The following is a 24,940-nucleotide window of genomic DNA, read 5'->3' as shown; positions in this document are numbered from 1 at the left end:
GAATGAGAATGGAATTAAAAGAAAAGATCATTGATCAGTTAAAACAAGTAATTGACCCTGAATTAAATATAAATGTTGTCGATTTAGGACTAATATATGAAATTGAAATTAAAGAAAATAATAATGTATATATTGAAATGACATTAACAACACCTGGTTGCCCATTACACGATAGTATTACAAGCGGTGTGAAGCACTCTGTAGCATATCTTGATGAAGTAAATGATGTTGAGGTATTAATGGTTTGGCATCCTGCCTGGTCTCCAGATCGCATGTCAGCAGAAGCAATGAAGCAACTACGCAGTTAATAAGTCATCGCATTTCACTTTCTTACTATGTTTCGTTATACTTTAGATAAGCTATTTCTCGAAAGGAGAGTTTACAAATGGATGAAGCTTTAAAAGAAAATATGTTAGGTGCACTTGAGCAAGTAATCGACCCTGAATTAGGAATTGATATCGTTAACCTAGGACTTGTATATGATGTTGATATGAATGATGAGGGCGTCGCTCAAATTTCAATGACACTAACATCTATGGGGTGCCCACTCGCCGGTACTATTGCAATGGACGTTAAACGTGTTCTAACCGAGTTACCTGAGGTAAAAGATGTAGATGTGAACATCGTTTGGAATCCACCTTGGAACAAGGACATGATGAGCCGTTACGCAAAAATCGCATTAGGAATTCGATAAAAAAATAATTGCGCAAGCTTCTAAAATTGGTAAGAACGTGTCAATTGCGACACGTTCTTTATGTTTATAATAAATGCTTTTTAAACCAATCAACTGATGCAAGTAAACCCTCTCTACTCACTTTATGATCCATTGTTGTATCAACAATGAAGGCAATATTTTCTGGATTATCCTTGTAAAGAGGTTTTATATCTTGATAAAAGTCATACGTATAGCGGAATGGTACTACCTTGTCTCTTTCACCATGCCAAAATAATAATGGTCTTCCATCTAGCTTTTCTGGTTGAAGAGTAAGATCGAAGTTTCTCAGTTCTCTATACAACTCATCTAGTTCTTCATTTGAAAGTGGGATATCAATATCGTTGTCCTTCATCGCTTCTATTTGCCCTCGGCAAAATTCTTCATAATAAGGGCTTCCCATCAAGCTTACAGCTGTTTTTATCCATGGGTATTGCGTTAATGCACCTAATGTAACAATTCCCCCCATTGAAGTTCCAGCAACCCCGATTCTAGCTTCATCGATTAACCCTTGGTCGCTTAATTCATCCTTTATAATTTGTAGTTCCTTAACTTCATTTATGACAATATCCCAAAACTTAAAGTTCATTTCAAGTTCGTTAAGACCTTGGTCCCGCTCACCATGAAAGTCAGCCTCTGGTAACACAACACGAAATCCCTCTTCAGCATATAAGTAGGCATAATGAAGATTATGCTCCTTCGCACTACCAAATCCATGAACAAATAGGATTAGCGGCAGTTTGTCATCTTTTAGTTGATTTTTCACAATATGTAAAACTGGTATTTCGGCATACTTCTTTTTCTCAACAGTAATCATCTTGTATGTACTCCTTTAGTAAGAACTTAACTATTCTATAGTGTAACATTTATTTTAAGTTTTTCTAAAAACTTTGACTTTGCATTGACGATTTTTCTAATATCTGGTTAAGTAAGGATAAAAGGGACAAAGGGGATTGTTATGACAAAACAACACTTAATTGCACTTGACTTAGACGGTACATTGCTTAAAGACGATAAAACCATTTCGAATAAAACCAAAACTACTTTGGAAAAAGCAAAACAAGCAGGCCATGCAATTATGATTGCGACCGGAAGACCTTTTCGCTCAAGTTCCATGTATTATCAAGAGCTCGGTCTTACAACACCAATCGTGAATTTTAATGGGGCCTTTGTCCACCACCCGCTTGATCAGAATTGGGGTGTCTATCACGACACGCTTGATTTAAAAACAGTTAAAGAAATTGTTGAAGTTGCTGATGAACTTCGTGTGAAAAATATTTTGGCAGAAGTGATAGATGATGTATATTTTCATTTTCACGATGAATCAATGCTAGACATTTTCGGTATGGGAAAACCGAATATTGAAACTGGGGACTTACGAAAGATTTTAAAACATAACCCGACTTCTCTGCTGATTCACCCTGACGAAGAAAAAGCTGAAAAAATCCGTAAATACCTTACTGAAATACATGCTGAAGTAGTCGATCATCGCAAATGGGCTGCACCTTGGCATGTGATCGAAATTGTAAAGTCTGGATTAAATAAAGCTGTTGGCATTCAAAAAGTCGCAGACTATTTTCAAATTCCACAAGACAGGATTATTGCTTTCGGAGATGAAGACAATGATTTGGAAATGATTGAATATGCTGGCCATGGAATTGCGATGGGCAATGGGATAGATGAGCTTAAAAATATCGCAAACCATGTAACATTAACAAACGAAGAAGACGGCATTGCCCTATATTTAGAAGAAGTACTCAAATTAGGAGGCAATGACTAGGGGACCAGTGATTACTGGTTCTTTTTTATATGTTATCCATTTATGAGAATGATTACTGCCTTTACTGGTTCTCTTTCTCCTATTTTTATCCATTTGTGTGGATGATTAACGCCTTTGCTGGTTCGCTTTCTACTATTTTTATCCATTTGCGAGGATGATTAACGCCTTTGCTGGTTCGCTTTCTACTATTTTTATCCATTTGCGAGGATGATTACCGCCTTTATTGGTTTGCTTTCTCCTACTTTTATCCATTTGCGTGGATGATTACCGCCTTTACTGGTTCGCTTTCTCCTACTTTTATCCATTTGCGTGGATGATTAACGCCTTTGCTGGTTCGCTTTCTCCTACTTTTATCCATTTGCGTGGATGATTAACGCCTTTACTGGTTCGCTTTCTCCTATTTTTATCCATTTTTGAGGATGATTACAGCCTTTCCTGGTTTGCTTTCTCCTATTTTTATCCATAATCAAGGATGATTACCGCTGGTAACCCTGATTCTCCTCATTCACGGGGACGATGTCTTCATTTACTAAATCAATAACTCATTTACTAATGCAGTTCCATTTCATTCAGAAATAATTACCTGATATAACCCACTCTTAAATTTCAAACAATAGTACTAGTGCTTCTAGAAAGCACTTCTTTTTAAGCTGTTAAAGGGGGAATTTACGGATGGGTAGTAATAAATCAAAACGATTTGTTCATCAAGGTGCAGATGCTGTTCAACAACATTCTCAGCGCTTTCCTTACCGTTCAACTCTAGCTGAAGCAGAAGAAAAGAAAGAGCGAAATGTCGAAAATTCATCACTTGGAGGAATTTAACATGGGAAACCGTTTGTTCCAAAAAGCCCGTGAAACCGTTGAAATAGCAAAATTATCAAGTGCGGGTCAAAGTGATACTTCCTTACAGGATGCTATTTCGGTTGCAAAAAATGCTCTTTCATCTGCATATGCTAACTCTACAACAGCCGAAAAAGAGCAACTCCGCGAACTACAAAATGAACTAGATCAACTGCAGTAGCCAGCTGGCAATTGCAAAAAGGGTCAGACGCTAAGTCTGACCCTTCCCCTTTTTATTGAAATTGTTGAAGTTTCGCGTGATACAGATTAGTGATAGAGCCGTCTTTTGCACTTCTTTCATAAAGATGAAGAATTAAAGCTCCATTTTTCGGTAACTTTTCTTTTGGTATTGAGATTTTAATTTCAAACGGTGCCCATGACGGTGCTCCTTCTGAAGCCATTTGTACAGTCTCGGGGATCACATAGTCATGTCCATCCTCGACTGCATAGAAGAATGATGCCTCAAACACGCGTACTTCCCCTGATACCGTATATTCTCCATTTTCACCAAGGACTTGAACTTTGCGGAATGCAGTATTCCCTTCTTCAGGGATAGTAAAACTTTGCTCGGTTTGCAGTGTATTACTTTCAATCTTTTGGCCATTTACCTCGGATGCAGTAAGAAATACGTTTGCTTTATATTCACCTGCAGCAAGTCTTGTGCCATCATTTGTTGTATAATCCCACGGTTCTTCCCAGACTTTTTCTTCACCTGGTTGGAGTTCCATTTCCTCGATAGATTGAATAAACATTTTATCGATTGAATAGCGATATACTTCATCTCCATTTGCATTCTTTACAACAATTTCATATTTTTGACCTCCCGGAATGGTCACTTTCACAGGTTTGTCACCCGTGTTTTTTAATGAGATAGTAAAAATTGCTTCGTTATCATCTGTTTTAATAGAAAGATTTGTTTGAAGCTTTTCTACCATATTCTCAGCACCTCCAGGTTCTTCGCTTTCCTGTTCTTCTGGTGGTGTTTCTGCCTCTACCTTTTCACCGCCACCTGAATTCACTGGATGAGCATCTTCTGTCGATGTTGTTCCACATCCTGAAATGATAAATAAACTCATTACAAATACTAAGGCTACTAGAAGCCATTTTCTCATGTTTGTCACCCCTTTAACTTATTTGTCGTTAGCTCCATTAAAAAAGTTACTATTCTTTACGAAATAATCCATAAACCCCAATTGTTTGTACGATATTCGTAAATGCTTGGGGATCCACTTCCTGAATGATCCGCTCTAAATCATATAATTCGTATCGTGTTAAAACAATCATTAGCATGTCCTTTGTTTCACTTGAAAATGCTCCTTTTGCAGGTATCAGTGTAATTCCTCTCACAAGCTTTGAATGAATGGCTTGTTTCATTTCATCTGATTTCTTTGTAACAATCATCGCAGTTACTTTTACATGACTCGTATGGACCGTATCGATAACCCTTGTTAAAATATACAAGGCCACAAGTGTATAAAGGGCTTTTTCCCAGCCAAATAAAAAACCAGCTGTAAGTATGATTAAACCATTTAATGTAAATATATAGGTGCCAATCGGTTTATCCTTCGACCTTGATAATACAAGGGCAATGATATCTAAGCCCCCTGTTGACGCCCCCCACTTTAAAGTGAGACCAATCCCAATTGCTTGTATGACAGCACCAAAAACCGCATTGAGTAAGATGTCATTCGAAATACGTTCAAGGGGAATAATGGATAAGAACAGTGTTGTTAACGCAACAGAAATAAAACTATAAAGCGTAAATGACTTCCCAACTTTTCTCCAACCTAGTATCGCAACAGGTATATTTAATAACAATAAGATTACACCGGTTGAAATATGTAATGGCGTATAGTCACCAAGAATTCTAAACAACAATTGTGAAATACCTGTAAAGCCTGAAGAATAAACATCTGCCGGTATTAAGAACAGATTTAAGGCCACTGCATTTAATAATGCTCCAAACATGACGATAAGTATTTTTTTTATTTCTCGTGATACCATTCAACTAGTCCTCCTGGAACTGCATTCTTTTCTTCCTTTTTATAAAAAAGTAGTCATACAAAATTTTCCCACACTTGTTGTAATTTTATCCAATACTCGCTACACTTACTTTAAGTATGTTTATTTTCAAACACACTTGACCAATGAAAAGAAGGTGAGACATTTGACCGTTAAAATTCTTACAGACAGTGGGAGTGACCTACCACGTCATTTTTTTGAAGAAAACAATGTAACCTTACTCTCCTTAGGAGTTCATCTAGATGGCAATGACTATGAAGATATTGCGACAATTGAACCTGTAACTGTATTTGACGCAATGCGAAAAGGAAGTGCTCCAAAAACATCTCAGGTTTCTCCTCATCGTTTTAAAGAGGTTTTCACTGAAATTGCAAAAGAGAAACAATCTGCAGTCTACATTGCTTTTTCATCGCAATTGTCAGGAACCTATCAAACGGCAGTAATGATGAGTGAAGAAGTGAAAGAAGAGTACCCTGACCTAGATTTAACAATTATTGATACAAAATGTGCATCACTTGGACAAGGGTTGGTTGTAAAAGCGGCTGCGGAACTCGCCGCTAGCGGTGCTACAAAAGATGAAGTTGTAAACCTAGCAACATTTTATAGCACTCACATGGAGCATCTTTTTACTGTTGATGATTTAGAATATTTAGCGCGCGGGGGAAGAATTAGTAAAACTTCTGCATTTGTAGGTGGACTTCTAAATATTAAGCCACTATTAAATATGGAAGACGGAAAACTTATTCCTCTTGAAAAAATTCGTGGTAAAAAGAAAGTGTACAAACGAATTATTGAGCTTATGACTGAACGCGGCACAGATTTATCAAAACAGACAATTGGGATTAGCCATGCCGATGCTGAGCCTGAAGTTCTTGAATTACAGAAAGTATTTGAAGAAAAATTCGGATGTAAATCATTCTATGTTAACATGATTGGTGCTGCAATTGGTTCACATGTAGGACCTGGAACTATTTCGGTTTTCTTTTTAAACAAATTGCCTTAAAGCTGATCTTACATAGTTTGAAAAACGACTGGATATCCTAAAATTGAAAGGATTGAAGGGAGTGTTTAATTATGCCAAGAACAAGTGATAATGATAAAAAAGCCCAAGATAATAATGCTCTACGCCATGAAAAAAACATGATGAGAGAAAAGAATCGTAAGGCTGGCAAACATCAGTATTCAAAGAAAACAGATCATTTATAGGAAAAGCGCAAGTCCCTTGTTCAGTCCTAACAAGCATAGGACGATACGGCGAGAAGGTTGTTCTTTGACCTTCTTGACGGATTGGCTTATGACCTCGATTGGCTTGGCACTGGGGCTAGACATCATAATAAAACGCATCGGCCATTTACAACCGATGCGTTTTCATTTACTCTTCTTTTTTGAAATACGTCCAACCGTCCTCTTGGTAGATTTTCCCCTCTTTCATTAGCTTACCAAGGGCACGTTTAAATGCGGCTTTACTCATTTCAAATCTAGCTGAGATATCATCGGGTGTACTCTTATCCCAGTATGGCATTGCACCACCACGACTCTCAAGATACTGATAGATTTTACTTGCGTCATCTCCCATTATTTCATGGCTTCTGCCCAATAGGGAAACATTTACGGTACCATCATCTTTTACATCAATAATTCGGCCTTGTACCTTCTCCCCTACTCTAGGCTCTCTTGTCCGCTCGCTTTCATGAATAAAGCCGAGGTAACCTTCCTCCGAAATCATAAATGACCCAACCATTAACAACCGATATACCGTTCCAGTAATGTTTTTATTAAAGTCCTTTCGGGTCGCTGGTTTTGATATGGAGCGAATGACATCTTCCGTCGCAAGTTTTCCAAATAGTCTCCCATTTTTATCTATTCGTAACGAAACATATAGTTGATCACCTGGTTCTGGCCACAGATCCCATACTTCGTGTAAGTCATCCTTTGAGACCAGTATATCTTTACTTATACCGATATCTACAAAAGCTCCTAAGTCATGTTTGGTTTCAACTACGGTAGCCCAATCATAGGAATCAATTTGAACTTTTGGTATTTTCATTGAGGCTGCTAGTCTTCCTTGGTGATCTTGAAACAGAAAAACCGTTACGTCCCCTTCAGGATCAAATCCATCTTCAATTTCGTTTGTATGTAACAAAACTTCATCTTCACCGTTTGTTAAAAAGTAGCCAAATGGAGCGTCTCTATCAACACGTAAAGTTACAACCGTTCCTGGTTCTAATGCATTCATTTATTAAAGCCCTCTTTCTTTTGTGCTTAGCTAATTGCTATTGTCTTACATAGTATAGACGTTTTTGCCCATCATTTACTAGTATACTTTTGGAAAAAGTTGTCCTAATTGCTAACATTGACTATAATCAAGGAAAATAAACTTATTTTTGGAGGTTGGCAATGGCAAAGGAAAGCTCATTCGATATAGTGTCAAAGGTTGATTTGCCTGAAGTGACAAATGCAATTAGTATTGCGAAGAAAGAGATACAAAATCGGTATGATTTCAAAGGGAGTAAAAGTGACATCACTTTAGATAAGGAAGAACTTGTCCTTGTCTCAGACGATGAATACAAACTTGAGCAATTAAAGGATGTACTTATTAGTAAAATGATCAAGCGTGGAGTTGCAACACGTAACATTGATTATGGAAAAATTGAAAATGCATCTGGTGGTACTGTCCGTCAACGGGCAAAGCTTATTCAAGGTATTGACAAAGATAACGCGAAAAAAATTAACACAATTATCAAAAACAGTGGACTAAAAGTAAAAAGTCAGGTTCAGGATGATCAGGTGCGTGTCACAGGTAAAAGCAGAGATGACTTACAACAAATCATCAACGCTGTACGCGAAGCTGATTTACCGATTGATGTTCAGTTTATAAACTACAGATAGATAAAAGGCAGCGGACAAGTACCGCTGTTTTTTTCGATTCCATAATGAATTAAAGAACATATATGCTTTTATATTAAGACCAAAGTCTCCCATATCACTGTCATGGAAATGCTTACATTCTTTCATTGTATGAATTTTTACAATTTGCTATAATTAGTATAAATATACTATTTTCATATATTGTCTCACTGATGGGAGGTTTTTCATATTTTTAGTATGGATGGTTATCTATATAAAATGTGTAATTGGATCTATCAATTTATGTTTTTAAATATATTATTTATTATTAGTTGTATACCAATTGTTACAATATACCCTGCAATTGCTGCGCTATTTGGAGTTGTAAGAGAGTGGAGAACTAAGAATGAAGTAGCTGTTTTTTCGCAATATAAGAATAAGTTTGTTGAAAATTGGAAGCAAAGTTATTTGGTTGGTATTGTTTTTACGATTATCGGTTATCTTTTAGTATCTAATTTATTATTCTTAAATCAGATAGACATACCTAACAAAACGTATATATACTTGGCTCTCACAGGAATTTCCTTTCTTATATTTCTTTCCTTTATTAGTGTATATCCATTAATGGTTAATACGGTTACTTCTTTCAAAAATCTCTGTATTTCAAGCATACAATTTGGACTATATAAAATTCATCTAACCATTTTTGGAATGATCATTCTCATAGCATGGTCAGTTCTTTCGTTGAATTTTCCATTCTTGATTTTCTTTTTCTTTTTCAGTGTTGCTGCTGATTTTATTTACTGGATTGCTGACCGTAAATTCGCAAAATTAATTCCGCAAGAAAAAACTGGGCATACAAAATCAAGCGTTGTTACGACTTCCTAAGTTGTAACAACGCTCTTATTTATGTCACTGGATTTTTTTAGTGTTGGGTTGGTTTAATGGCATACGTAAGTACATTTTAGTTCCCATGTTAGGTTCGCTATCAATTGACAATCCATACTCATCACCAAACACCATTTGAATTCTGCGATGTACATTCACCAAACCAATTCCCCCTCCATCTTGAGAGGTACTGAATCCCTGCTTATTTCCACTTAGAACTTGTTTTAAAACCTGCAAGACTTCTTCTGATATCCCTATACCATTATCTTCTACGCAAATTACATATTCACTATTTTCTATGATGGTATAAATTCGGATAAAATGATGCTCCTCAATACCATCTGGAAAAGCGTGCTTGAATACATTCTCAACAATCGGTTGCAGAGTAAGTCTAACCATCTTTTTTGAAAAGTACTCTGATGGAATGTCGACATCAATTTCAAATTCCATTCCCGTCCTATGGTTAAGAATATTCATATAACTTTGGACGTGAGTTAGCTCATCAGCTACCGTAACCTCTTCTAAATCAGTCCTAACTGCATATCTAAGCATCTGCGATAAATATTTTACAATATCTGTTATCTCGTCAGAATCGTTGATTACCGCATAACAAGCAATGGTCTCCAACGTGTTATATAAAAAGTGAGGATTAACTTGTAATTGCAAGGCTTGTAGCTCGGCTTTATTTCTCTCCACTTGAATCTCGCGTTCCTTAAGTTCTGCTTTATACACTTTATCTACCAGTTGCGACAGACGTGAAACCATCATATTATACCTTTGAGTCAAATCGTCCATCTCGTCTTGTCGTCCTGTTAGCGGGAGGTGAACCCAGTTCCCTTTCTCTGTCTCAATCATCCCTCTTTTCAATGTTCGAATCGGCCCAATAATTATATGTCCAAATCGGATAGCTAAAAACAAGGCAATAATTAAAGTAATTCCGCTCATAATAAAAGTATTAGTTCTTATATTATTTATAGGCTTTCTCAGATCATTAAGTGGCATAGAAACAACTAGGTTCCAATCTGCATAGTTTGAAGGACGAGAAAGATACACTGTCTTTATTTCTCCTGAGTTGTCGTAAATTATTTCATTTGTTCTGTTACTAATCTTACTAGCCAACTCTACCTCTAAATGTGTATTAATTTTGTCTTGATTGGGGTGGTAGATAACTTGTCCACTATCATCCATAACGAAAAAGTACCCCTGTTCTCCAAGATCAATTCCTTCCCACAGCCATTCTAAGTTATCTTTGTGAATCTCAATACCGATGACTCCGACGTAGTCATGTACATTGTTTTGTGATGAGATTTTTTTAGACAATGTCATTAGCTTGTTATTCTCAGGAGAAATAATACTATTTTCGAAAACTTGAATATTCCCTCCTCTATCTGAGGCTTTGTCTAAAAGTTCATAAACTTTCCTCCCCTCAAAAGAACGATCATATACCTCCAAGCCTAAGCCTTTAAGATTATTATATATCGTTACATACTGACCATTTCTACTAATTAAGTACAATGAAGCAATTTCAGGATTACGAATGATAGCATTTTGAAAATATATTTCTTTAATCGTTGATCCATAGTTTAAGTGGCCGAAATAGTCGTTTCCCGATAGGGATACAAATTTATGAACCTGCTCAGTTGCAAGTAAAGACAAAAGAGTAGTTTCATAGTCTTTAAGATAGAGGTTTGTATGATGTACAGCATTATTTAGCGTCTGTGACATACGATCGTACATATATTTATCAAATTCCTTCGCAGATTGCCAATATGTAATCGTAGCAGTTGCAACTAAGGAGATTAAGATCACAATTAAAAAATAGAAAAATATTCGATAGAATAAACTGAACTTAGGCATTATGCAATTCCCATTTTAGCTCTATATTCAGAAGGGGAGTACCCATAAAACTTTTTAAAGGTCTTTGTAAAATGTGGATAATCTGCATAACCTACGTCTTGACAAATATCGATGATTCGATAATGAGGAATTTCCATAAGCTCCTTCGCCTTTTCCATTCGTTTACGAATCCTGTACTGCACAAACGTTTCCTTACTTTCCTTCTTAAACAAATAACTAAAATAGGTTGATGACATTCCGACACGTTGGGCAACTTCGTCAAGGGTGATTTCTTCTGCAAGATTGGCATCAATGAACGCTTTAGCTTCTTCAAATGGATTCTTAAATTTTGCTCCTCGCATGTTTTCTAATTGTTCAACTATAGACATAATTTGCCCAGTGAATTGCCTCAACATGTCCCGAACCTCAAGCGTTTTCAAATCATCTGGAAGATTAACTTGTGCTTGAAATGAGCGTTTCGATAGTCTTTTTTTGATATTGACTAGGCTTTCTATTTGAAGCTGCGCAATTTGTTCGTTACGTAAACCCGACTTTTCACAAAGCTCCCCCCACATAGCCAATACTTCTGGTATTCGGTCTTTTTCTAGCTTCCACAGCACTTCCTCTAATAACTCCATCCATGATTCATAATCGGACAGGGAAAAATGAACTGGTTTCTGTTCACTTTGCTCATCAGTGTACCTGTCTAGCACACTAAAAATATCATCAGGTAATACTGGCTTCAACAAATAATCTCTAACACCGTATCTCATAGCTTGCTTAGCATAGTTAAAATCATCATGGCCTGAAATAATCACTACCTGAGTACTAGGGTATTCAGCATGAATGCTCTCACAAAGCTCAAGTCCATTCATCTTTGGCATACGTATATCAGTCAACACCAATTGAATATCATGTTTTCTAAGTAAAGCAAGCGCTTCCAATCCATTCCCAGCAGTATAGACATCCATTTGTCTTCTTGAGAATTGTTCTACCATTTTTGTAATACCCTTCCGAATGATAAACTCATCATCCACTACTAATACTTTATTCATAGAAATCCCCCCATTCTATAAAACAAAAAAACCCTTGTAGTATATTAATATATTATACCACAAGGGAAACTGATTATTAAGAAATTTCTTTTAGTTCACGTTAGCATCTGGACCAACTCGGAAGATGTTTTCCTGTTTATTCCAGTATTCAGTTGCTTCTTTGATTACTTCTGCTCCGCCCTTAGCTTTCCAATCTTCAATTACTTTCGAATAATCGCTAATTGGCATTTTACCGTAAATCATTTGAATCATAGCATCTTCAATTAATTTAGGTGCTGTATCGAATCCAGGTGTAATATCTGGATTAATAGAATATGCTTCAAGAGGTCTTACAAAGGAAATTCCTTCACGACCTTCTTTAGACACTAAATCCATTGCATCAAATACCTTCTGACCATTTGGCAATTGCGCTGTCTTAACTTCATCAATTGCTAGGTCTCCCACTAACTGCAACCATGAATTACGGAAACCAGCTTGTCTAGCTTCTTCTTCAGTTTCAGCTTCTTTAAAAATAATATTTCCATTTGCGTCTCTTTCATAGTCTTCGCCTTCAATACCGAATGAGAACCATGTCTTACCTTCTTCCGTTACCATCCAATCGAAGAATTTAATGATTGCTTCTGCTTTTGCTTCAGAAATATCAGCATTCACATAGTTTAAGCGAAGTGTAGCACCGTAAAGCATGTTACCACCTTTACCGTCTGGACCTACTGGTGAAGGAATAACATCCCATTTTCTTTCAGGATCAATATTAGTCTGTTGTTTCTCTTCGAATGAAAGAAGACTGTTTACATTGTATTCGAAAACAACTGTATCCCCAGCATCAATATTTTTACCTCTTTCAGAACTACCATGTGAAGGAAAGTCAGGAGCTACTAATCCTTCGTCAAGCATCGTTTTCCAAGTCTCAAGTGCTTTAGTCATATTTTCTACATCAGCAAATTTTGGAACAATTTCATCTCCCACTTTTTCAAACATGTTGTTACCAAACATTACGTCATACGCACCGAAAATTGCCTGTGAATATGAAAAACCTGATCTAGCACCAAATGGGGCCTCGTGACCATTTTCCTTAAATACTCTAAGCATATCTATAAATTCATCAACCGTTTTCGGTGTTTCAATTCCGTACTTTTCCATTAGATCCGTTCTAACAACAACACCACGTCTTGAATTGTTTGATAGATATTGAGGTATTGCATAGATGTTACCATCTACAGTTACTTCATCCCACGCTTCTTGAGGGATTTCTTTTAATAGATTTTGTCCATGTTCTTTTAAAAGGTCATTAAGTGGCATAAACACGCCAGCCTCTACTGAGCCCGCCATAGTTGGATCAAGTGGTAACATTCCTTGTTGAGTATGCAATACATCCGGGATATCTCCACTCGCAAACATGATACCAATCGCTTCACGGATGTTATCTTGTTGTAATAATCGGAAATTTAAATCTACCCCAGTTTCCTCTGCAAGCTTTAACACCCATTCTTCCTTATTAATATCTGCAGTGTCGGTTGCAACTTGGTTCTTGTTACTTCCTGCAACGATTGAAATCGTTTGCTTCTCTGCTGATTCATCGCTACTTTTTTTGTCATTTGATTCCTCGTTACTGGAGCTCTCATTCCCGCTACATGCAGCCAAGAACATTACTAGTACGAGAAGTAGGATTCCCATAAAGCTTAACTTTCTTTTCATTTTGTCCCCTCTTTTCTTATCTTTTAAATAAAGCGCTTTCAGTACACTACTAATATAGCACCTGTATTTTTTTAAGCCTATTGGCTTAATTATGTTTCTGTTGTGTTTTTTTATGGAATCATATTTATACTAGTGACTTTAGTCTTAGGTTTTAAAAAATACGGTTCTTCCAACCTAGTAACTTAACTATTGCTTCCAAATAAAAATAGTCTCCATAAATAAGTGACACGTCAATATTTGTTCCTGTCGGTTTATTACCTGTCCCTTCCAATAAAATCCCCTCGTGCTCTGGACGATCCCATGTCCCATAATTTTGTGTCAATGAAAGGAGTATTCGCTTAGCCGCTTCCCTATATGGTCTTCCCTGATTCTCTGGAAGAGAGTTAGCTATTTCAATTAGACCGGAAGCGGTACAACTTGCTGCCGAGGTGTCACGAGGCTCACCTTCTAGTGTTTCATTTGCTCTAAAGTCCCAATGTGATACATAATCCTCAGGTAGCATTGCCAAAAAGAAATGAGCCACTCTCTGGGCCGCTTGTAAATACTTCACATCCCCAGTGTATCTATAAGTGTTCGCCATTCCATGCAAGGCCCAAGCCGCTCCACGGCTCCAAGCTGAATCTGATGATGCACCTTGTCCTCCAATGGATTCAATATACTCCCCTGTTAATGGATCAAAATTTACAACATGGTTCACGGACCCATCATCACGAATAAAATGCTTAACAACCGTATCTGCATGTGCTTTGGCTATATGAGAAAAACGAGGATCTTTAATTTCTTCTGCAGCCCAAAACAAAATAGAAATGTTCAATGCTGAGTCAACGATTGACCAACCTGTATTTTCATGATTCCATGAATTTTTATTCTCGGTTGTATTCCACGCTCTTAAGTATTGTCCAGCGATATTAAATCGACCAGCTAAAAAGTTTGCTGCCGCAAGCCCTCGACGACGTGCATCAGGGTCTTGTGTCAACTTATATTTAATAACAGATGTTGGTAAGAATTGAAACCCTACATCATGGTGGAAACGATTTTTCTCTATCATCTTTCGTTCCATACGTTCATCCCATGCCCATGCCGCATCTTTATACCGTGTTTCACCAGTCATATCATACATGATCCATAACATACCCGGCCAAAAACCAGAAGTCCACCAGTCTATACTCATGTTATCATATATACCAGTGTCCCTTGGTGCAACATGCGGGGATTTATCTCCAATCTGTTCAGTCATTCGAGAAACTTTCTGCTGCAATGCCTCCCATAACTCTGGTAACGCGTCATCCAGCTTATGATAATCAGTAAATGTGAAGTTCTTTTGCATCATTCAAACCACCAACTTTTCATTATTTTAATTCATATACATTTGGACTTTTCTAATCGTTTTAATTAGAAAAGGAAACAAGACATATTTCACCCTGATAGTGCTCTCATAACATGCAAATTACTATTGATAATTCTTAATTATGCTCAATCCTTAACAGCACCAAGTGTCATACCTTTAACGAAATGTTTCTGGAGGAAAGGATACAGGATTATGATTGGAATTGCTGCGATTACAACTACGGCCATCTTAATCCCCTCTTCTGAAGTCATTGAAACGATTTCATCATTGGGAAGTAATGCATCAGCCGATTCCTTTACATATTGCGCCAACTTTACCTGAATTGGCATTAAAGAAGCATCCTGTATATAGTAGATCGCTGCTGTATACGTATTCCAGTGCATGACAGCATATAACAAACACATTGTAGCCATTACAGGCTTTGATAACGGAAGGATAATACTCCATAATGTACGTAATTCCCCAGCACCATCCATTCTGGCAGATTCAATCAATTCTTTTGGTATTGCCAAGAAAAATGACCTCATAACAAGGAGATTAAAGGTTGTAATAGCATTCGGAATCATAAGTGCCCATAAGGTGTTAACCATTCCTAGTTCTTTAAGTAGTAGATAGTTTGGGATCAGCGGTGCATTAAAAATCCATACAAACAGAATCAATAATAATATAAATCTTTTCCCTTTATACTCATCTCTGGACAACGGATAAGCGAGACTGGCTGTCATGACTAAGTTAATTATGGTTCCGACAACTGTAATAAAAATACTTACTCTAAGTGCTTGCCAAATCGAGGGATTCTTTAATATTTCTTGATAGTTCTCGAATGTAGTCTCTACTGGCCACAAAAATACTTTCCCCGAACCAATCGCCGATGCACTACTTAATGACTGTGCAAATACATGCAGAAGAGGGAATAAAGCAAGGGCACCGTAGATAACTAAAAATATGACAATCAGAGTTCCAAATACTTTTTCAGATGTTGATTTTCTTCGCATTATTTCATCCCCTTCCTAGTACAGACTATTTCCTGTTGCTTTTTTACTTAATTGGTTAGCTACCACAATTAGGATTAACCCGACAACTGATTTAAAGACACCTACAGCAGTCGTGTAACTATATTGCATCTCAACTAAACCAACTCTATAAATATACGTATCTAAAATATCCGCATTGGCAGAGTTAAGCGGATTCAAGAATACGTAAACACGTTCAAATCCGAAATCTAAGAAGTTACCAATTTGAAGTAAGAATAAGATTGTAATTGTTGGTAGTAGTGCTGGTAAAGTGATGTACAATGTTTGTTTCCAACGATTCGCTCCATCCATCTCTGCCGCCTCGTATAATGAAGGATTTATGCCAGCTAATGCTGCTAAATATATAATCGTCCCATAACCAGCATCCCTCCAGATACCAGATCCTACAAGGATTGAACGGATATAGCTTTCTTCTCCTAACCAATATCGCGATTCAAATCCTAACATCTCAATGATACGGTTAATTAAACCACCAGATGGTGATAATATCTCAATCATGATCCCAGCTATAACGGCCCATGACAAGAAGTGAGGCATATAAATTACGGTTTGTAGTGTACGCTTAAATATAACTTTCCTTAATTCATTTAACAGTAAAGCTAAGATAATTGGAGCCGGAAAGGCAAATATCATATCGTAGAATGCGATTAATAATGTATTCGTTAGGATATCGACGAACTCATAGTGTTCAAACATTCGTTGGAAGTGCTTTAATCCTGCCCAAGGGCTATCTGTGACACCTTTGAAAAGATTATAATCTTTAAATGCTATAACAATTCCTAGGAGTGGTACATATTTAAAAACTAGGAAAAATAGAATACCAGGTAAAGATAATAAGTATAATGTCTTAAACTTCCAAATGTTTCCCCATATGGCCCGCCGCTTGCTGCGAATACTCGGTTGTGTACCTGCAGCTTTTTGTGGAGCTAAACTCGACACCAGACCCACCTTCTTTCTAATTTATTATTTATATACTTAATTTACATCTAAGCGTTTACATACACCATGGAATCACTTTCAATTACTTGTGTTTTTTTACGATTGTATCTATCCATAGAATAAAATCTAATGAATGATAGTCCTTTTGTCTCAAAGAGGAGATTGAGCGTTAGGCAAGAAAATATATTTTTTCACAAAGTATCAAAAACACACTATCTTGCCTCAGAATATGAGGGAAATAGTGTGTTAGGCGAGGAAAAAGACTATTTATTTACCTTGATGCCAGCTTTTTTCTAACTCCTACAAATAATGCAGCCCCGACTACTAGAGAAGTAATCCCAACTAATAACCAGTTATACATTGTTCCAGCAGTTTTGGGTAGTTCATTATTGCTACCCTTTTTATCTTCGTTATTTCCATTACTGTTGCCATTGTCATTACTATTGCTATTGCCATTGCCATTGCCATTGACATTGCCATTGCCGTTGCCATTACCGTTGCCATTGCCATTGCCGTTGCCGTTGCCATTGCCGTTACCGTTGCCATTGCCGTTGCCGTTGCCGTTGCCGTTGCCAGGTTCATTGTTGTCATTTTCGTCTTCATTTCCAGTACCTGGATCTTCATTGTCATTGTCATCGTCATCTTCGTCACCTAAGTGCGGATGAACTCTCATTTCTGTAATACTATTCCAAGCATTCGACGTATTGCCAAACCCAACATATTTCACATACCTAGCTGGTTGAGGTTGGTCAAATTCGAATAACTCAAGATCATTGCCTGTTCCACTTGAATTTCCATTTTCGTTCCTGTCGTACACTCTTATCCAGTTCTCACCATCTTCAGAAACTTCGATATCGAAAATTGATGCACGAGTATGTCCATTATAGAATGAAAGACTTACTGAACCAACGTTATGGATATCACCAAGATCTGCGATTAACCACTGTTCATCACCTTGAGCAGACCATCTTGTATCATAATCCTCATCTAGAACATTTTCTGCTACATTCCCATCGTCAGTACTTGCTACTACTGACACAATCGGAATTATTTCTTCTAAAGCTGGCTTAACTGGTTTAACTGAGATTATTTCAATCTTACTCGTTACCTCTACGCCATTAATGGACATTGATACCGTAACATTTGCAGTACCAACACCCGTTGTACTTATTTTTCCATTTGCATCAACAGTTAATACTGCTTCATTTTCAGTTGCATATGAAATTGTTGCGGCCTCATTATCTGCAATTGAGCCATCAGACATTATACCGAATACATTTAAATATGCCTCATCACCATTTGTAATTTTAAAACCTGATTGCCATCCTGGCTTCGTGTTGTCAGGTGAAACAATCAATTGACTTAAAACCGCTGCTGTTTCTGCCACTGTAAAATTCAGTTTATATTCTGTAGAAGTAGAACCTGCAGTTACTGTAATAGCTGTTGTACCTGGTAACTGCTCTGCATCAGAAATTGTAACATTTGCTCCTGAGAATGCAGTTGCTGTAACATTTGGTACTTTACTTGTTCCATGCGGTAAGACAACATCGTACGTACGTGTTCCAAATTGATAGTTTACTAGTGGTTCCCCGTTTATCAAAACTGATTTTAAATCCAAATCTTTTCTTGCAATTCGTCTCGCCAGTTGATCTTGGTATAGGGATTGTGGACTTAATTGTTCCCCTTGTCCAATTCCTTCTGCAAAATCAATCGGTGCTGTATCTCTAGCTGAATGGATTACTGGTGTAATTTGAACGTTTGGGTGTTCACCTGACGTTCCAATGATATATCCATGACCAAATTGACGTGAATCAATGATAATATCATTGTATTTAACATGTGCTTTCTTACCAATCGTGTTCCAGAAAACACTCTCAGATGTTGTTTGTCCATGTCTGTGTGTTTGACTACTTGATGGATAAGGTCTAACTGCACCTTGAATCGTATCACCCTCTAATATCATTCCATCGAACAGATTTGCCATACTTAAGCGCTGATGAAAATCAATTACATGTGTTGGATCTTTGGATACTGAATTACGAATGACGTTTCCGTTTGCATACATATTTGAGAATGTATAATTATGTCTTCCACCTTCTGCATAGGAATCAATAATTAAATTTTCACTTCCTCTAAGTTCATAGAGATAACCATTACCTCCAGCACCTCTATATAACGGGTTACTCATACTTGAATCGATTACGGTTACATTTCTAGAATGAGCAATTTCAATACCATTTGATAAAATGTGATAATTGTAATCAGCAGAATTTTGACTTGGTCGGTATGTGTGGACATTTTTCGCCCATGAATCGACAACATGATCAAACTGAATTACATTTGTCGCGTCAGCATCATAACCCGCCGTTCCTTCTTTGCCATGATCATCCTCTGAAATTCCTTGTTTTAAGTTCTCAATATTTCCGATTGAGAGATTTTCAATCCCAATCTCACTTATAGGATCATTTAATTTAGAAACGGACGCATGATCTCTTAATTTCAAAGCGTAACGTGTTGGGATATCAATCGTTATTGTTTGATTATCAGTATCTATAGCAAGTACTTTTCGATTGAAAATAACACCTGTTTGTCCTACATATGTGTCCCACCAATTTTCCATATTATGCTCTTTAACAAGTGCTGATGTATATTGGTTTGTAATTTGTACCCAATCCCCTACCTCAAAATTTGAAGTATCTTGTACTGGGATAATCACGGTCGGTTTAAGTAGGTCTCTTTTCACTAGAGTTGAAGTTCCTTGTACTGGCTTGAAACTACTACTTTCAGATCTAACCGTTATAATATTTTTCGACCTCATAACTGGTTCATCATTAAAGAGGAACGTTTTATCTGGCCCAGCTCCACGAAGAACAACACCACTACTGTTTATTTTTAACGATTCAGTTGTACCTTCTTGTGGTTTAATCCTGTACGTACCTTCTGGAAGGTAGACAACTCCACCTCCAGCAGTTGCTACTTCGTCGATTGCTGCTTGAATAATTGCTGTTACATCTGTGTCACCGGTGTTATCCGCACTATACGGCGCTTCAGTAACATCAATTTTCATTCCAGAAATAGTGGTTGGGATTGGAACTTCTCCCATTTTATAACCCGCGTATGAGAAATCATGCAGGAAACGCCCTTCATCATCACCGAAACCTGGATACCAATTTTCTGGGTAAAGACTACTTCTACCATCAGTTAAATCTTTATACAAATCAGCTGGTTCTTCTACCGGACCTTCTGACTTTTCTGTGCTTAATACTAATTGTGGAGGAAATTCCCCATTTTGAAATTCTTTACTAGCAAATGCTGTATACCCGTTGGATAGTAAAACAATCGCGATTTGTCCATCCGCATCTGCTTCTTCTAGATAAGGAGAGATATCCATTTCATAATACTTTGCACCTTCTAAACGTGTATCTGAGGAATCTGAGAATTTTTCAACATTTATTTGCGCTGGTGATCCTGCTTTTGAAAGGATCGCTTCCCCAGGTTGGGGTGCATTTTCCCAGTTAAGTGTTGCCTCTTCCCAATTTGCATCCACTTTATGAGCTGTTACGGTACGTGAATATCTTGTATCTGAATTATAGACTCGTAACGTCGCACTAGGAAATTCAGCTAAATCAATTTCACTTACATCAAACTTTAAGTAGATTCGACGAGGATTTGTGTGTCCATCGTTTGCAATAAATAAATTTGAGCTAGTTCCATTACTATTGGTTGTTTTCCCTACTTCTCCCTCAATATGCGTATCATCTATTACATCTAGAATAACTTCTTTCTCTTTACTGATTACTAGCTCAGGTGAAAACTGTCCTTCTTTAAATTCTTTACTAGCAAATGCTGTATACCCACTACCTTGTACGATTATTGCCACTTGTCCATCAGCACCTACTTCTTCTAGATAGGAGGTAATATCCATTTCATAATACTTTGCACCTTCTAGACGGTCATCTCCACTTGCATCATTATCTGCTACTTTCTCAACATCAAATGAAGCTGGTAATCCTTCTTTTGTCAGGATTTCACCACCTCGTGCAGGTGCATTTTCCCAGTTAAGTGTTGCCTCTTCCCAATTATTCTCGTTGTTCTCCACTTTGTACGCTGTCACCGTTCGAGAGTATCTCGTATCTGAATTATATAAGCGTAAAGTGGCATTCGACATATTCGCTAAATCTGACTCACTGACATCAAACTTTAAGAAAATCCGCCGAGGATTATCATGCTCATCGTTAGCAGTAAATAAGTTTGAACTAGTCCCATTTACCTTTGTTTGATTAGCAGCCTCAATATGCGTATCATCTGTTGGCTTAATCATAATCTTATTGGAAGGCATTTCATCTCCACCTTCCGCATGTGCACTTACTCCTTGGAATTGTCCTAAAACTAACAGAATACATAATAGTCCGAAAATGGTTTTTCTCATCTTTTTCAATACCAAATCTCCTCTACTCTCTTATTATGAATCGTTTAGTAGATTCTCTAAGATGAATAAAATAACGCTAAAAGGATGTAGTACCTAAAGCCTACTTTTTCTCTATACCTTCCCCCTTCTGCACAAGGCCTTTCTCATATACAACTCATCTTACACATTGCATATAGTTAATTTCTATGGAAACCCTTACAATTGGTTGTGTTTTTTTATGATATTTATAGATACCTAAAATACTCCAACACTTTTAGAAAAATAAAAAGGATAAGGGATTCCAGAATGTGGGTCCTTATCCTTTGAATTATATTTTGAATATTATTTTTCGAATAAAACGTTAAATAGCTCTTTTATTTTATCTTCCCTTTTTGTATTTCTTAGTACCCCCATTACCACCGGTTCTGTCCCACCAATTACTTGATTAAATAGTGGTACTCCTGATGAATCAATCCCTACTGCTTGTCCATTGGCATCGTAGAAGATAAACTGTTCCTCAACAGGTAAACTTCCATCTATCAACTCGTTTAGATTATAAAAATACTCTTCCCTATTCATAATCTCATACTGATTCTTATCAATAAAAACAACGTCAAGGTCACCAACTGAAATTTCAGCAACTAATCGTTGTAAGGTAGCCTGTACAGTCGTTACATCCGCTGGATTAGATGAATAAGGAAGGACCTGAATGGAAACTTCATGTGTTTCTCTTTCTTCTTCTGAAAGAATTTCTTCATTAAGTCTTTGCTCAATTTTCTCGATTTCCGTTGAATATACTGAATCTGCTAAAACATGAATAGTAAGCGCATACTCTTTTTGCCCAGATTGTTCGTTTACTAGAAAAACAGTTACGGCGATTACGAATATAAGCCCAAATAGGTAGTATCTATAATACTCCCAGAGATACTTGACCTTTTCTTTTTTACTCATTGTTGAAAATAACTCTTTTACTCTTCTTTTTTCACTCATACCCTTACGTCCCTTCAGATGTTGTCTAGTAGAATTAAACATTTTAAACTTTCACCCTATTTTAATCATTTTCATACTTTACTACTAAAATTGCAATACAAACATCTGTAAAAGGTTAATTTTACTAAGTTAGGATGACGAATATAAAAAAACTGCAGTGGATATGTCTCCACTGCAATTTGTCTATTCATAAATATATCGTAGCACTTCAAGTGCTTGATCAATTGTTTCAACTGTTACATTTGCTTTGTTAGATAACTCTTTTAATGGGTGTATGAGTGAAGTGGGTCTTACAATAATTGTTGGCTTATTCATCGTAATCGCTGCACTCGCATCCATAGCTGTATTCCATTGCTTATACTTTTCACCGAACAACGCAATAACCACATCTGATTTTTGCATCAATACCTGTGTTCTGAAGTTATTAATATCTGATGCCGCATCATCCTTATATAAGCTATCAGGTTGTTTACCTAAAATTTGCTCGCCTATACTGTCAGATCTGTCATGGTTTGTTTGTGGACCTACAAAGGTTAAAGGAAGTCCTTCAGCTTTTACCTTCTCCTTAATTTCCTCACGCCAATTGTCATGAATTTGTCCAGCTAAATAAACTGTTAACTCCATATTACCACTCCTCTCAACTTTGCTATCATCGTACCATAGCCTTAATGCGCCATCCAAGATTATGATTGCATAGCCGGAGTACTAAAAAAAACTGTAAGTCCCCCAGCAATGGCTAAGACAACCCCTATAGGGCTAATCGAAGATAAATAGATACCTAACGGAAAAACAAGTGCACCAAGTACAAATAAAAGCTTTGCAATTTTCATCAACTCACCTCTTCTATCTCAAGACTGACTCCTTTATCCGATCAACCATCCAACGCTTTCGAATTTTCTTTCCCCAACCTTCTTTATTCTCTCTTAAAGTCTGAACTCTCCAATACATTGGTGGATGTAACATAAACTGAAACTCGATAAATCTCCAGAGTAATGAATCTCGTTCTATGGATGATACTTCCTTTTCATCCTCATTTTTTTGGACTGTACTATACGATATTGACTTATTGATTGCTTCATCTTGTTTCTGTGATAAGATAATTAAACTGTTTACCATTTGTTCGCTTTTACCTTCAAGAAGAGATGCTCCGAGATGGTCAGCACGAACCTCCATCCACTGAGAACAAAAGGATTGCATGATAGGAAATAGCATCATTAAAGTCCACACCCCTAAGAAAATAGGAACCTTATACTCTTCTAAATTAGTTACATATGTTTGAATGTATAAAACAAGAGCTAGAACTAGTGCCATATAAACAAATCTCCAAATCTGTCCCCATAGCACATCACGTTTCTGTATATGGATGGCCTCGTGAGCTAGGATTCCTTCGATTGCTTCGTTTGGTAGTTTTAAAGTCGCAGTCGTTAGGGTAACCATTGCTTTCCCAATATGCATGCCTGTTGCCAAACCGTTATACTCTGTACTTTCTGTTTCATACACGCGGACATTTGGTATACCAGCTTTTTCGAAAATCCGCTGTGATAGTTGAATAATTCTAGGATTTTGTGTTTCCTTTGCATCCATGGCAACTCTTAATACCTGATCAGAAATATATAGATTAAAAACCCAATACGCTAAAGCAACCCCTATCATGATCGATGAGGGAACCTCAAAATAATATAAAAGAAGGAGCAGCCCCGTATAAGCTGAAATACCTTTTACTGTTGATGCAAAATAGAGTTTTCCAATTAATCGCTTCCCATTCTTCCAATGCCAAAATGGCAGTACAAGTTGCGGAGAACTCTCTTCTCCTTCGACTTTAATCATATTCACTATTGTTGATTTCCACTTTTCGGGTTCCTGGATCGTTACATATATCGTCTCGCCTGGAACAGTTATTCTCAACACTTTCTGAAAGTTTGTTGTAAAATCTGTATTTGAAGAAAACATCGTTAATAAAGGATGAAGTTTTAACAGGTCTACATTTGTTTCTACCTCTACTTCCTCAACATCCTCAATAGGAATCTTTCGAGACTCAAATCGTGATAAAATGTATAATTGCTTTTCTTCCTTGTCATAGAATAGTTTAACAGTTGCGTATCCACCTATCCGCTTGATTACTTCTGTAACCGTACTAACAAGTCCAAAGATAATCATATATTTTAGAGCACTATAATCAGGACCAAAGATGTAGAACAAGATCGCGCCCATTACCACTAACCCTGTTATGAATAAATCTAAAATTATCCTAGAAATACCGCGTTCTAAAGCAATTTCTTCTACTATAATATGATGTAATTCTTTTTCAATTTCTTTTCGTTTCTCATGACCAGTGGTTAAGGAAATTGCTAAAAAGTAACCACTTGAAACCAAGGCAATATAGATGAACCCATCCATAAATGAGTAATGATAAAAAATACTCCCTAGTGAAAGCAGGGCAAGTATGATTTCTATCGTCGTCCCTACTTTCTTATTCACCTTCTCAAATAATAGCCCTACTAGTTGAATTCCAACTCCTGCTATGATAAAAAGTACCATTATATTCA

The 24,940-nt window shown here is 37.0% G+C and carries 24 protein-coding genes; 9 read left to right on the top strand and 15 right to left on the bottom strand.

Annotated features, from left to right (window positions below):
* Nucleotides 1-8 precede the first annotated feature (8 nt).
* Together CZ490_RS01725 and CZ490_RS01720 are read left to right on the top strand one after the other, a co-directional pair.
* Nucleotides 9-308 carry a metal-sulfur cluster assembly factor gene (locus tag CZ490_RS01725; RefSeq protein ID WP_077617260.1) on the top strand — a complete coding sequence of 100 codons (300 nt, stop codon included), beginning with the start codon at nucleotides 9-11 and terminating at the stop codon, nucleotides 306-308.
* Between the two features lie 77 nt (nucleotides 309-385).
* Nucleotides 386-694, top strand: a complete 309-nt coding sequence (locus CZ490_RS01720; protein ID WP_077617259.1) for a metal-sulfur cluster assembly factor — start codon at nucleotides 386-388, stop codon at nucleotides 692-694.
* Between the two features lie 64 nt (nucleotides 695-758).
* Here CZ490_RS01720 and yjfP read toward each other — a convergent pair whose 3' ends face one another.
* Nucleotides 759-1,529 carry an esterase gene (yjfP, locus tag CZ490_RS01715; protein WP_077617258.1) on the bottom strand — a complete coding sequence of 257 codons (771 nt, stop codon included), beginning with the start codon at nucleotides 1,527-1,529 and terminating at the stop codon, nucleotides 759-761.
* Between the two features lie 141 nt (nucleotides 1,530-1,670).
* Here yjfP and CZ490_RS01710 point away from each other — a divergent pair, with 141 nt between their 5' ends.
* The 3 genes from CZ490_RS01710 (at nucleotide 1,671) to CZ490_RS01700 (ending at nucleotide 3,513) form a co-directional block, all read left to right on the top strand.
* A complete protein-coding gene (locus CZ490_RS01710; protein ID WP_077617257.1) occupies nucleotides 1,671-2,492 on the top strand; it encodes a Cof-type HAD-IIB family hydrolase in 822 nt (273 codons plus the stop codon).
* A 672-nt stretch (nucleotides 2,493-3,164) separates the two neighbouring features.
* Nucleotides 3,165-3,314 carry a competence protein gene (locus CZ490_RS01705; RefSeq protein WP_077617256.1) on the top strand — a complete coding sequence of 50 codons (150 nt, stop codon included), beginning with the start codon at nucleotides 3,165-3,167 and terminating at the stop codon, nucleotides 3,312-3,314.
* 1 nt (nucleotide 3,315) lies between these two features.
* A complete protein-coding gene (locus tag CZ490_RS01700; protein ID WP_077617255.1) occupies nucleotides 3,316-3,513 on the top strand; it encodes a DUF3813 domain-containing protein in 198 nt (65 codons plus the stop codon).
* Between the two features lie 52 nt (nucleotides 3,514-3,565).
* Here the strand turns inward: CZ490_RS01700 and CZ490_RS01695 are convergent, their stop codons facing one another.
* Both CZ490_RS01695 and CZ490_RS01690 read right to left on the bottom strand, forming a co-directional pair.
* The gene (locus CZ490_RS01695) at nucleotides 3,566-4,444 is read right to left on the bottom strand and encodes a BsuPI-related putative proteinase inhibitor (RefSeq protein ID WP_077617254.1); all 879 of its coding nucleotides are present in this window, start codon (nucleotides 4,442-4,444) and stop codon (nucleotides 3,566-3,568) included.
* A gap of 49 nt (nucleotides 4,445-4,493) precedes the next feature.
* Nucleotides 4,494-5,336, bottom strand: a complete 843-nt coding sequence (locus tag CZ490_RS01690) for a YitT family protein (RefSeq protein WP_077617253.1) — start codon at nucleotides 5,334-5,336, stop codon at nucleotides 4,494-4,496.
* Nucleotides 5,337-5,499: 163 nt separating this feature from the next.
* On the opposite strand from CZ490_RS01690, the gene CZ490_RS01685 reads away from it, so the two are divergent.
* Both CZ490_RS01685 and CZ490_RS01680 read left to right on the top strand, forming a co-directional pair.
* Nucleotides 5,500-6,357, top strand: coding sequence for a DegV family protein (locus CZ490_RS01685; RefSeq protein ID WP_077617252.1), 858 nt, complete (start codon nucleotides 5,500-5,502; stop codon nucleotides 6,355-6,357).
* 71 nt (nucleotides 6,358-6,428) lie between these two features.
* On the top strand, nucleotides 6,429-6,560 hold the full coding sequence (locus CZ490_RS01680) for a DUF3941 domain-containing protein (protein ID WP_077617251.1): 132 nt from the start codon (nucleotides 6,429-6,431) through the stop codon (nucleotides 6,558-6,560).
* A gap of 166 nt (nucleotides 6,561-6,726) precedes the next feature.
* On the opposite strand, the gene CZ490_RS01675 is transcribed toward CZ490_RS01680, so the two are convergent.
* On the bottom strand, nucleotides 6,727-7,590 hold the full coding sequence (locus CZ490_RS01675; RefSeq protein ID WP_077617250.1) for a CvfB family protein: 864 nt from the start codon (nucleotides 7,588-7,590) through the stop codon (nucleotides 6,727-6,729).
* A gap of 161 nt (nucleotides 7,591-7,751) precedes the next feature.
* On the opposite strand from CZ490_RS01675, the gene CZ490_RS01670 reads away from it, so the two are divergent.
* Both CZ490_RS01670 and CZ490_RS01665 read left to right on the top strand, forming a co-directional pair.
* The gene (locus tag CZ490_RS01670; protein WP_077617249.1) at nucleotides 7,752-8,243 is read left to right on the top strand and encodes a YajQ family cyclic di-GMP-binding protein; all 492 of its coding nucleotides are present in this window, start codon (nucleotides 7,752-7,754) and stop codon (nucleotides 8,241-8,243) included.
* 237 nt (nucleotides 8,244-8,480) lie between these two features.
* Nucleotides 8,481-9,089, top strand: a complete 609-nt coding sequence (locus CZ490_RS01665; protein ID WP_159439891.1) for a YesL family protein — start codon at nucleotides 8,481-8,483, stop codon at nucleotides 9,087-9,089.
* A gap of 24 nt (nucleotides 9,090-9,113) precedes the next feature.
* On the opposite strand, the gene CZ490_RS01660 is transcribed toward CZ490_RS01665, so the two are convergent.
* The 11 genes from CZ490_RS01660 to CZ490_RS01615 form a co-directional block, all read right to left on the bottom strand.
* Nucleotides 9,114-10,946, bottom strand: coding sequence for a sensor histidine kinase (locus CZ490_RS01660; protein ID WP_077617247.1), 1,833 nt, complete (start codon nucleotides 10,944-10,946; stop codon nucleotides 9,114-9,116).
* Entirely contained in the window at nucleotides 10,946-11,980 is a 1,035-nt protein-coding gene (locus tag CZ490_RS01655; protein WP_077617246.1) for a response regulator transcription factor, read from the bottom strand. The genes CZ490_RS01660 and CZ490_RS01655 overlap by 1 nt, the downstream gene beginning before the upstream one ends.
* 90 nt (nucleotides 11,981-12,070) lie before the next feature.
* On the bottom strand, nucleotides 12,071-13,675 hold the full coding sequence (locus tag CZ490_RS01650; RefSeq protein WP_077617245.1) for an extracellular solute-binding protein: 1,605 nt from the start codon (nucleotides 13,673-13,675) through the stop codon (nucleotides 12,071-12,073).
* Between the two features lie 151 nt (nucleotides 13,676-13,826).
* Nucleotides 13,827-15,002 (bottom strand): glycoside hydrolase family 88 protein, encoded by a 1,176-nt coding sequence (locus tag CZ490_RS01645; RefSeq protein ID WP_077617244.1) that lies wholly within the window; start codon nucleotides 15,000-15,002, stop codon nucleotides 13,827-13,829.
* Between the two features lie 146 nt (nucleotides 15,003-15,148).
* Nucleotides 15,149-16,018, bottom strand: a complete 870-nt coding sequence (locus CZ490_RS01640; protein WP_077617243.1) for a carbohydrate ABC transporter permease — start codon at nucleotides 16,016-16,018, stop codon at nucleotides 15,149-15,151.
* 15 nt (nucleotides 16,019-16,033) lie between these two features.
* Nucleotides 16,034-16,999 (bottom strand): ABC transporter permease, encoded by a 966-nt coding sequence (locus CZ490_RS01635; protein WP_077620903.1) that lies wholly within the window; start codon nucleotides 16,997-16,999, stop codon nucleotides 16,034-16,036.
* Between the two features lie 268 nt (nucleotides 17,000-17,267).
* Nucleotides 17,268-21,425: a CBM96 family carbohydrate-binding protein gene (locus CZ490_RS01630; protein ID WP_234987281.1), complete on the bottom strand. Its 4,158-nt coding sequence runs from the start codon at nucleotides 21,423-21,425 to the stop codon at nucleotides 17,268-17,270.
* Nucleotides 21,426-21,746: 321 nt separating this feature from the next.
* On the bottom strand, nucleotides 21,747-22,394 hold the full coding sequence (locus CZ490_RS01625) for a hypothetical protein (RefSeq protein WP_142255320.1): 648 nt from the start codon (nucleotides 22,392-22,394) through the stop codon (nucleotides 21,747-21,749).
* A gap of 183 nt (nucleotides 22,395-22,577) precedes the next feature.
* Nucleotides 22,578-23,018 carry a YtoQ family protein gene (locus CZ490_RS01620; protein WP_077617240.1) on the bottom strand — a complete coding sequence of 147 codons (441 nt, stop codon included), beginning with the start codon at nucleotides 23,016-23,018 and terminating at the stop codon, nucleotides 22,578-22,580.
* A gap of 59 nt (nucleotides 23,019-23,077) precedes the next feature.
* Nucleotides 23,078-23,224: a hypothetical protein gene (locus CZ490_RS22225; RefSeq protein ID WP_159439890.1), complete on the bottom strand. Its 147-nt coding sequence runs from the start codon at nucleotides 23,222-23,224 to the stop codon at nucleotides 23,078-23,080.
* 13 nt (nucleotides 23,225-23,237) lie between these two features.
* The gene (locus CZ490_RS01615) at nucleotides 23,238-24,932 is read right to left on the bottom strand and encodes a M56 family metallopeptidase (protein WP_234987151.1); all 1,695 of its coding nucleotides are present in this window, start codon (nucleotides 24,930-24,932) and stop codon (nucleotides 23,238-23,240) included.
* Between the last annotated feature and the right edge of the window lie 8 nt (nucleotides 24,933-24,940).

The sequence above is a fragment of the Litchfieldia sinesaloumensis genome (assembly GCF_900156865.1).
Classification (GTDB): Bacteria; Bacillota; Bacilli; order Bacillales; family Bacillaceae_L; genus Ferdinandcohnia; species Ferdinandcohnia sinesaloumensis.
The sequence above is the reverse complement of the archived record's forward strand: the minus strand, read 5'-3'. Positions and strand labels throughout refer to the sequence as shown.

Coding starts and splice junctions, on each gene's coding strand:
- CZ490_RS01725 (WP_077617260.1), top strand. CDS start 9: ATGGAATTAAAAGAAAAGATCATTGATCAGTTAAAACAAGTAATTGAC.
- CZ490_RS01720 (WP_077617259.1), top strand. CDS start 386: ATGGATGAAGCTTTAAAAGAAAATATGTTAGGTGCACTTGAGCAAGTA.
- yjfP (WP_077617258.1), bottom strand. CDS start 1,529: ATGATTACTGTTGAGAAAAAGAAGTATGCCGAAATACCAGTTTTACAT.
- CZ490_RS01710 (WP_077617257.1), top strand. CDS start 1,671: ATGACAAAACAACACTTAATTGCACTTGACTTAGACGGTACATTGCTT.
- CZ490_RS01705 (WP_077617256.1), top strand. CDS start 3,165: ATGGGTAGTAATAAATCAAAACGATTTGTTCATCAAGGTGCAGATGCT.
- CZ490_RS01700 (WP_077617255.1), top strand. CDS start 3,316: ATGGGAAACCGTTTGTTCCAAAAAGCCCGTGAAACCGTTGAAATAGCA.
- CZ490_RS01695 (WP_077617254.1), bottom strand. CDS start 4,444: ATGAGAAAATGGCTTCTAGTAGCCTTAGTATTTGTAATGAGTTTATTT.
- CZ490_RS01690 (WP_077617253.1), bottom strand. CDS start 5,336: ATGGTATCACGAGAAATAAAAAAAATACTTATCGTCATGTTTGGAGCA.
- CZ490_RS01680 (WP_077617251.1), top strand. CDS start 6,429: ATGCCAAGAACAAGTGATAATGATAAAAAAGCCCAAGATAATAATGCT.
- CZ490_RS01675 (WP_077617250.1), bottom strand. CDS start 7,590: ATGAATGCATTAGAACCAGGAACGGTTGTAACTTTACGTGTTGATAGA.
- CZ490_RS01670 (WP_077617249.1), top strand. CDS start 7,752: ATGGCAAAGGAAAGCTCATTCGATATAGTGTCAAAGGTTGATTTGCCT.
- CZ490_RS01665 (WP_159439891.1), top strand. CDS start 8,481: ATGTGTAATTGGATCTATCAATTTATGTTTTTAAATATATTATTTATT.
- CZ490_RS01660 (WP_077617247.1), bottom strand. CDS start 10,946: ATGCCTAAGTTCAGTTTATTCTATCGAATATTTTTCTATTTTTTAATT.
- CZ490_RS01655 (WP_077617246.1), bottom strand. CDS start 11,980: ATGAATAAAGTATTAGTAGTGGATGATGAGTTTATCATTCGGAAGGGT.
- CZ490_RS01650 (WP_077617245.1), bottom strand. CDS start 13,675: ATGAAAAGAAAGTTAAGCTTTATGGGAATCCTACTTCTCGTACTAGTA.
- CZ490_RS01645 (WP_077617244.1), bottom strand. CDS start 15,002: ATGCAAAAGAACTTCACATTTACTGATTATCATAAGCTGGATGACGCG.
- CZ490_RS01640 (WP_077617243.1), bottom strand. CDS start 16,018: ATGCGAAGAAAATCAACATCTGAAAAAGTATTTGGAACTCTGATTGTC.
- CZ490_RS01630 (WP_234987281.1), bottom strand. CDS start 21,425: ATGAGAAAAACCATTTTCGGACTATTATGTATTCTGTTAGTTTTAGGA.
- CZ490_RS01625 (WP_142255320.1), bottom strand. CDS start 22,394: ATGAGTGAAAAAAGAAGAGTAAAAGAGTTATTTTCAACAATGAGTAAA.
- CZ490_RS01620 (WP_077617240.1), bottom strand. CDS start 23,018: ATGGAGTTAACAGTTTATTTAGCTGGACAAATTCATGACAATTGGCGT.
- CZ490_RS22225 (WP_159439890.1), bottom strand. CDS start 23,224: ATGAAAATTGCAAAGCTTTTATTTGTACTTGGTGCACTTGTTTTTCCG.
- CZ490_RS01615 (WP_234987151.1), bottom strand. CDS start 24,932: ATGGTACTTTTTATCATAGCAGGAGTTGGAATTCAACTAGTAGGGCTA.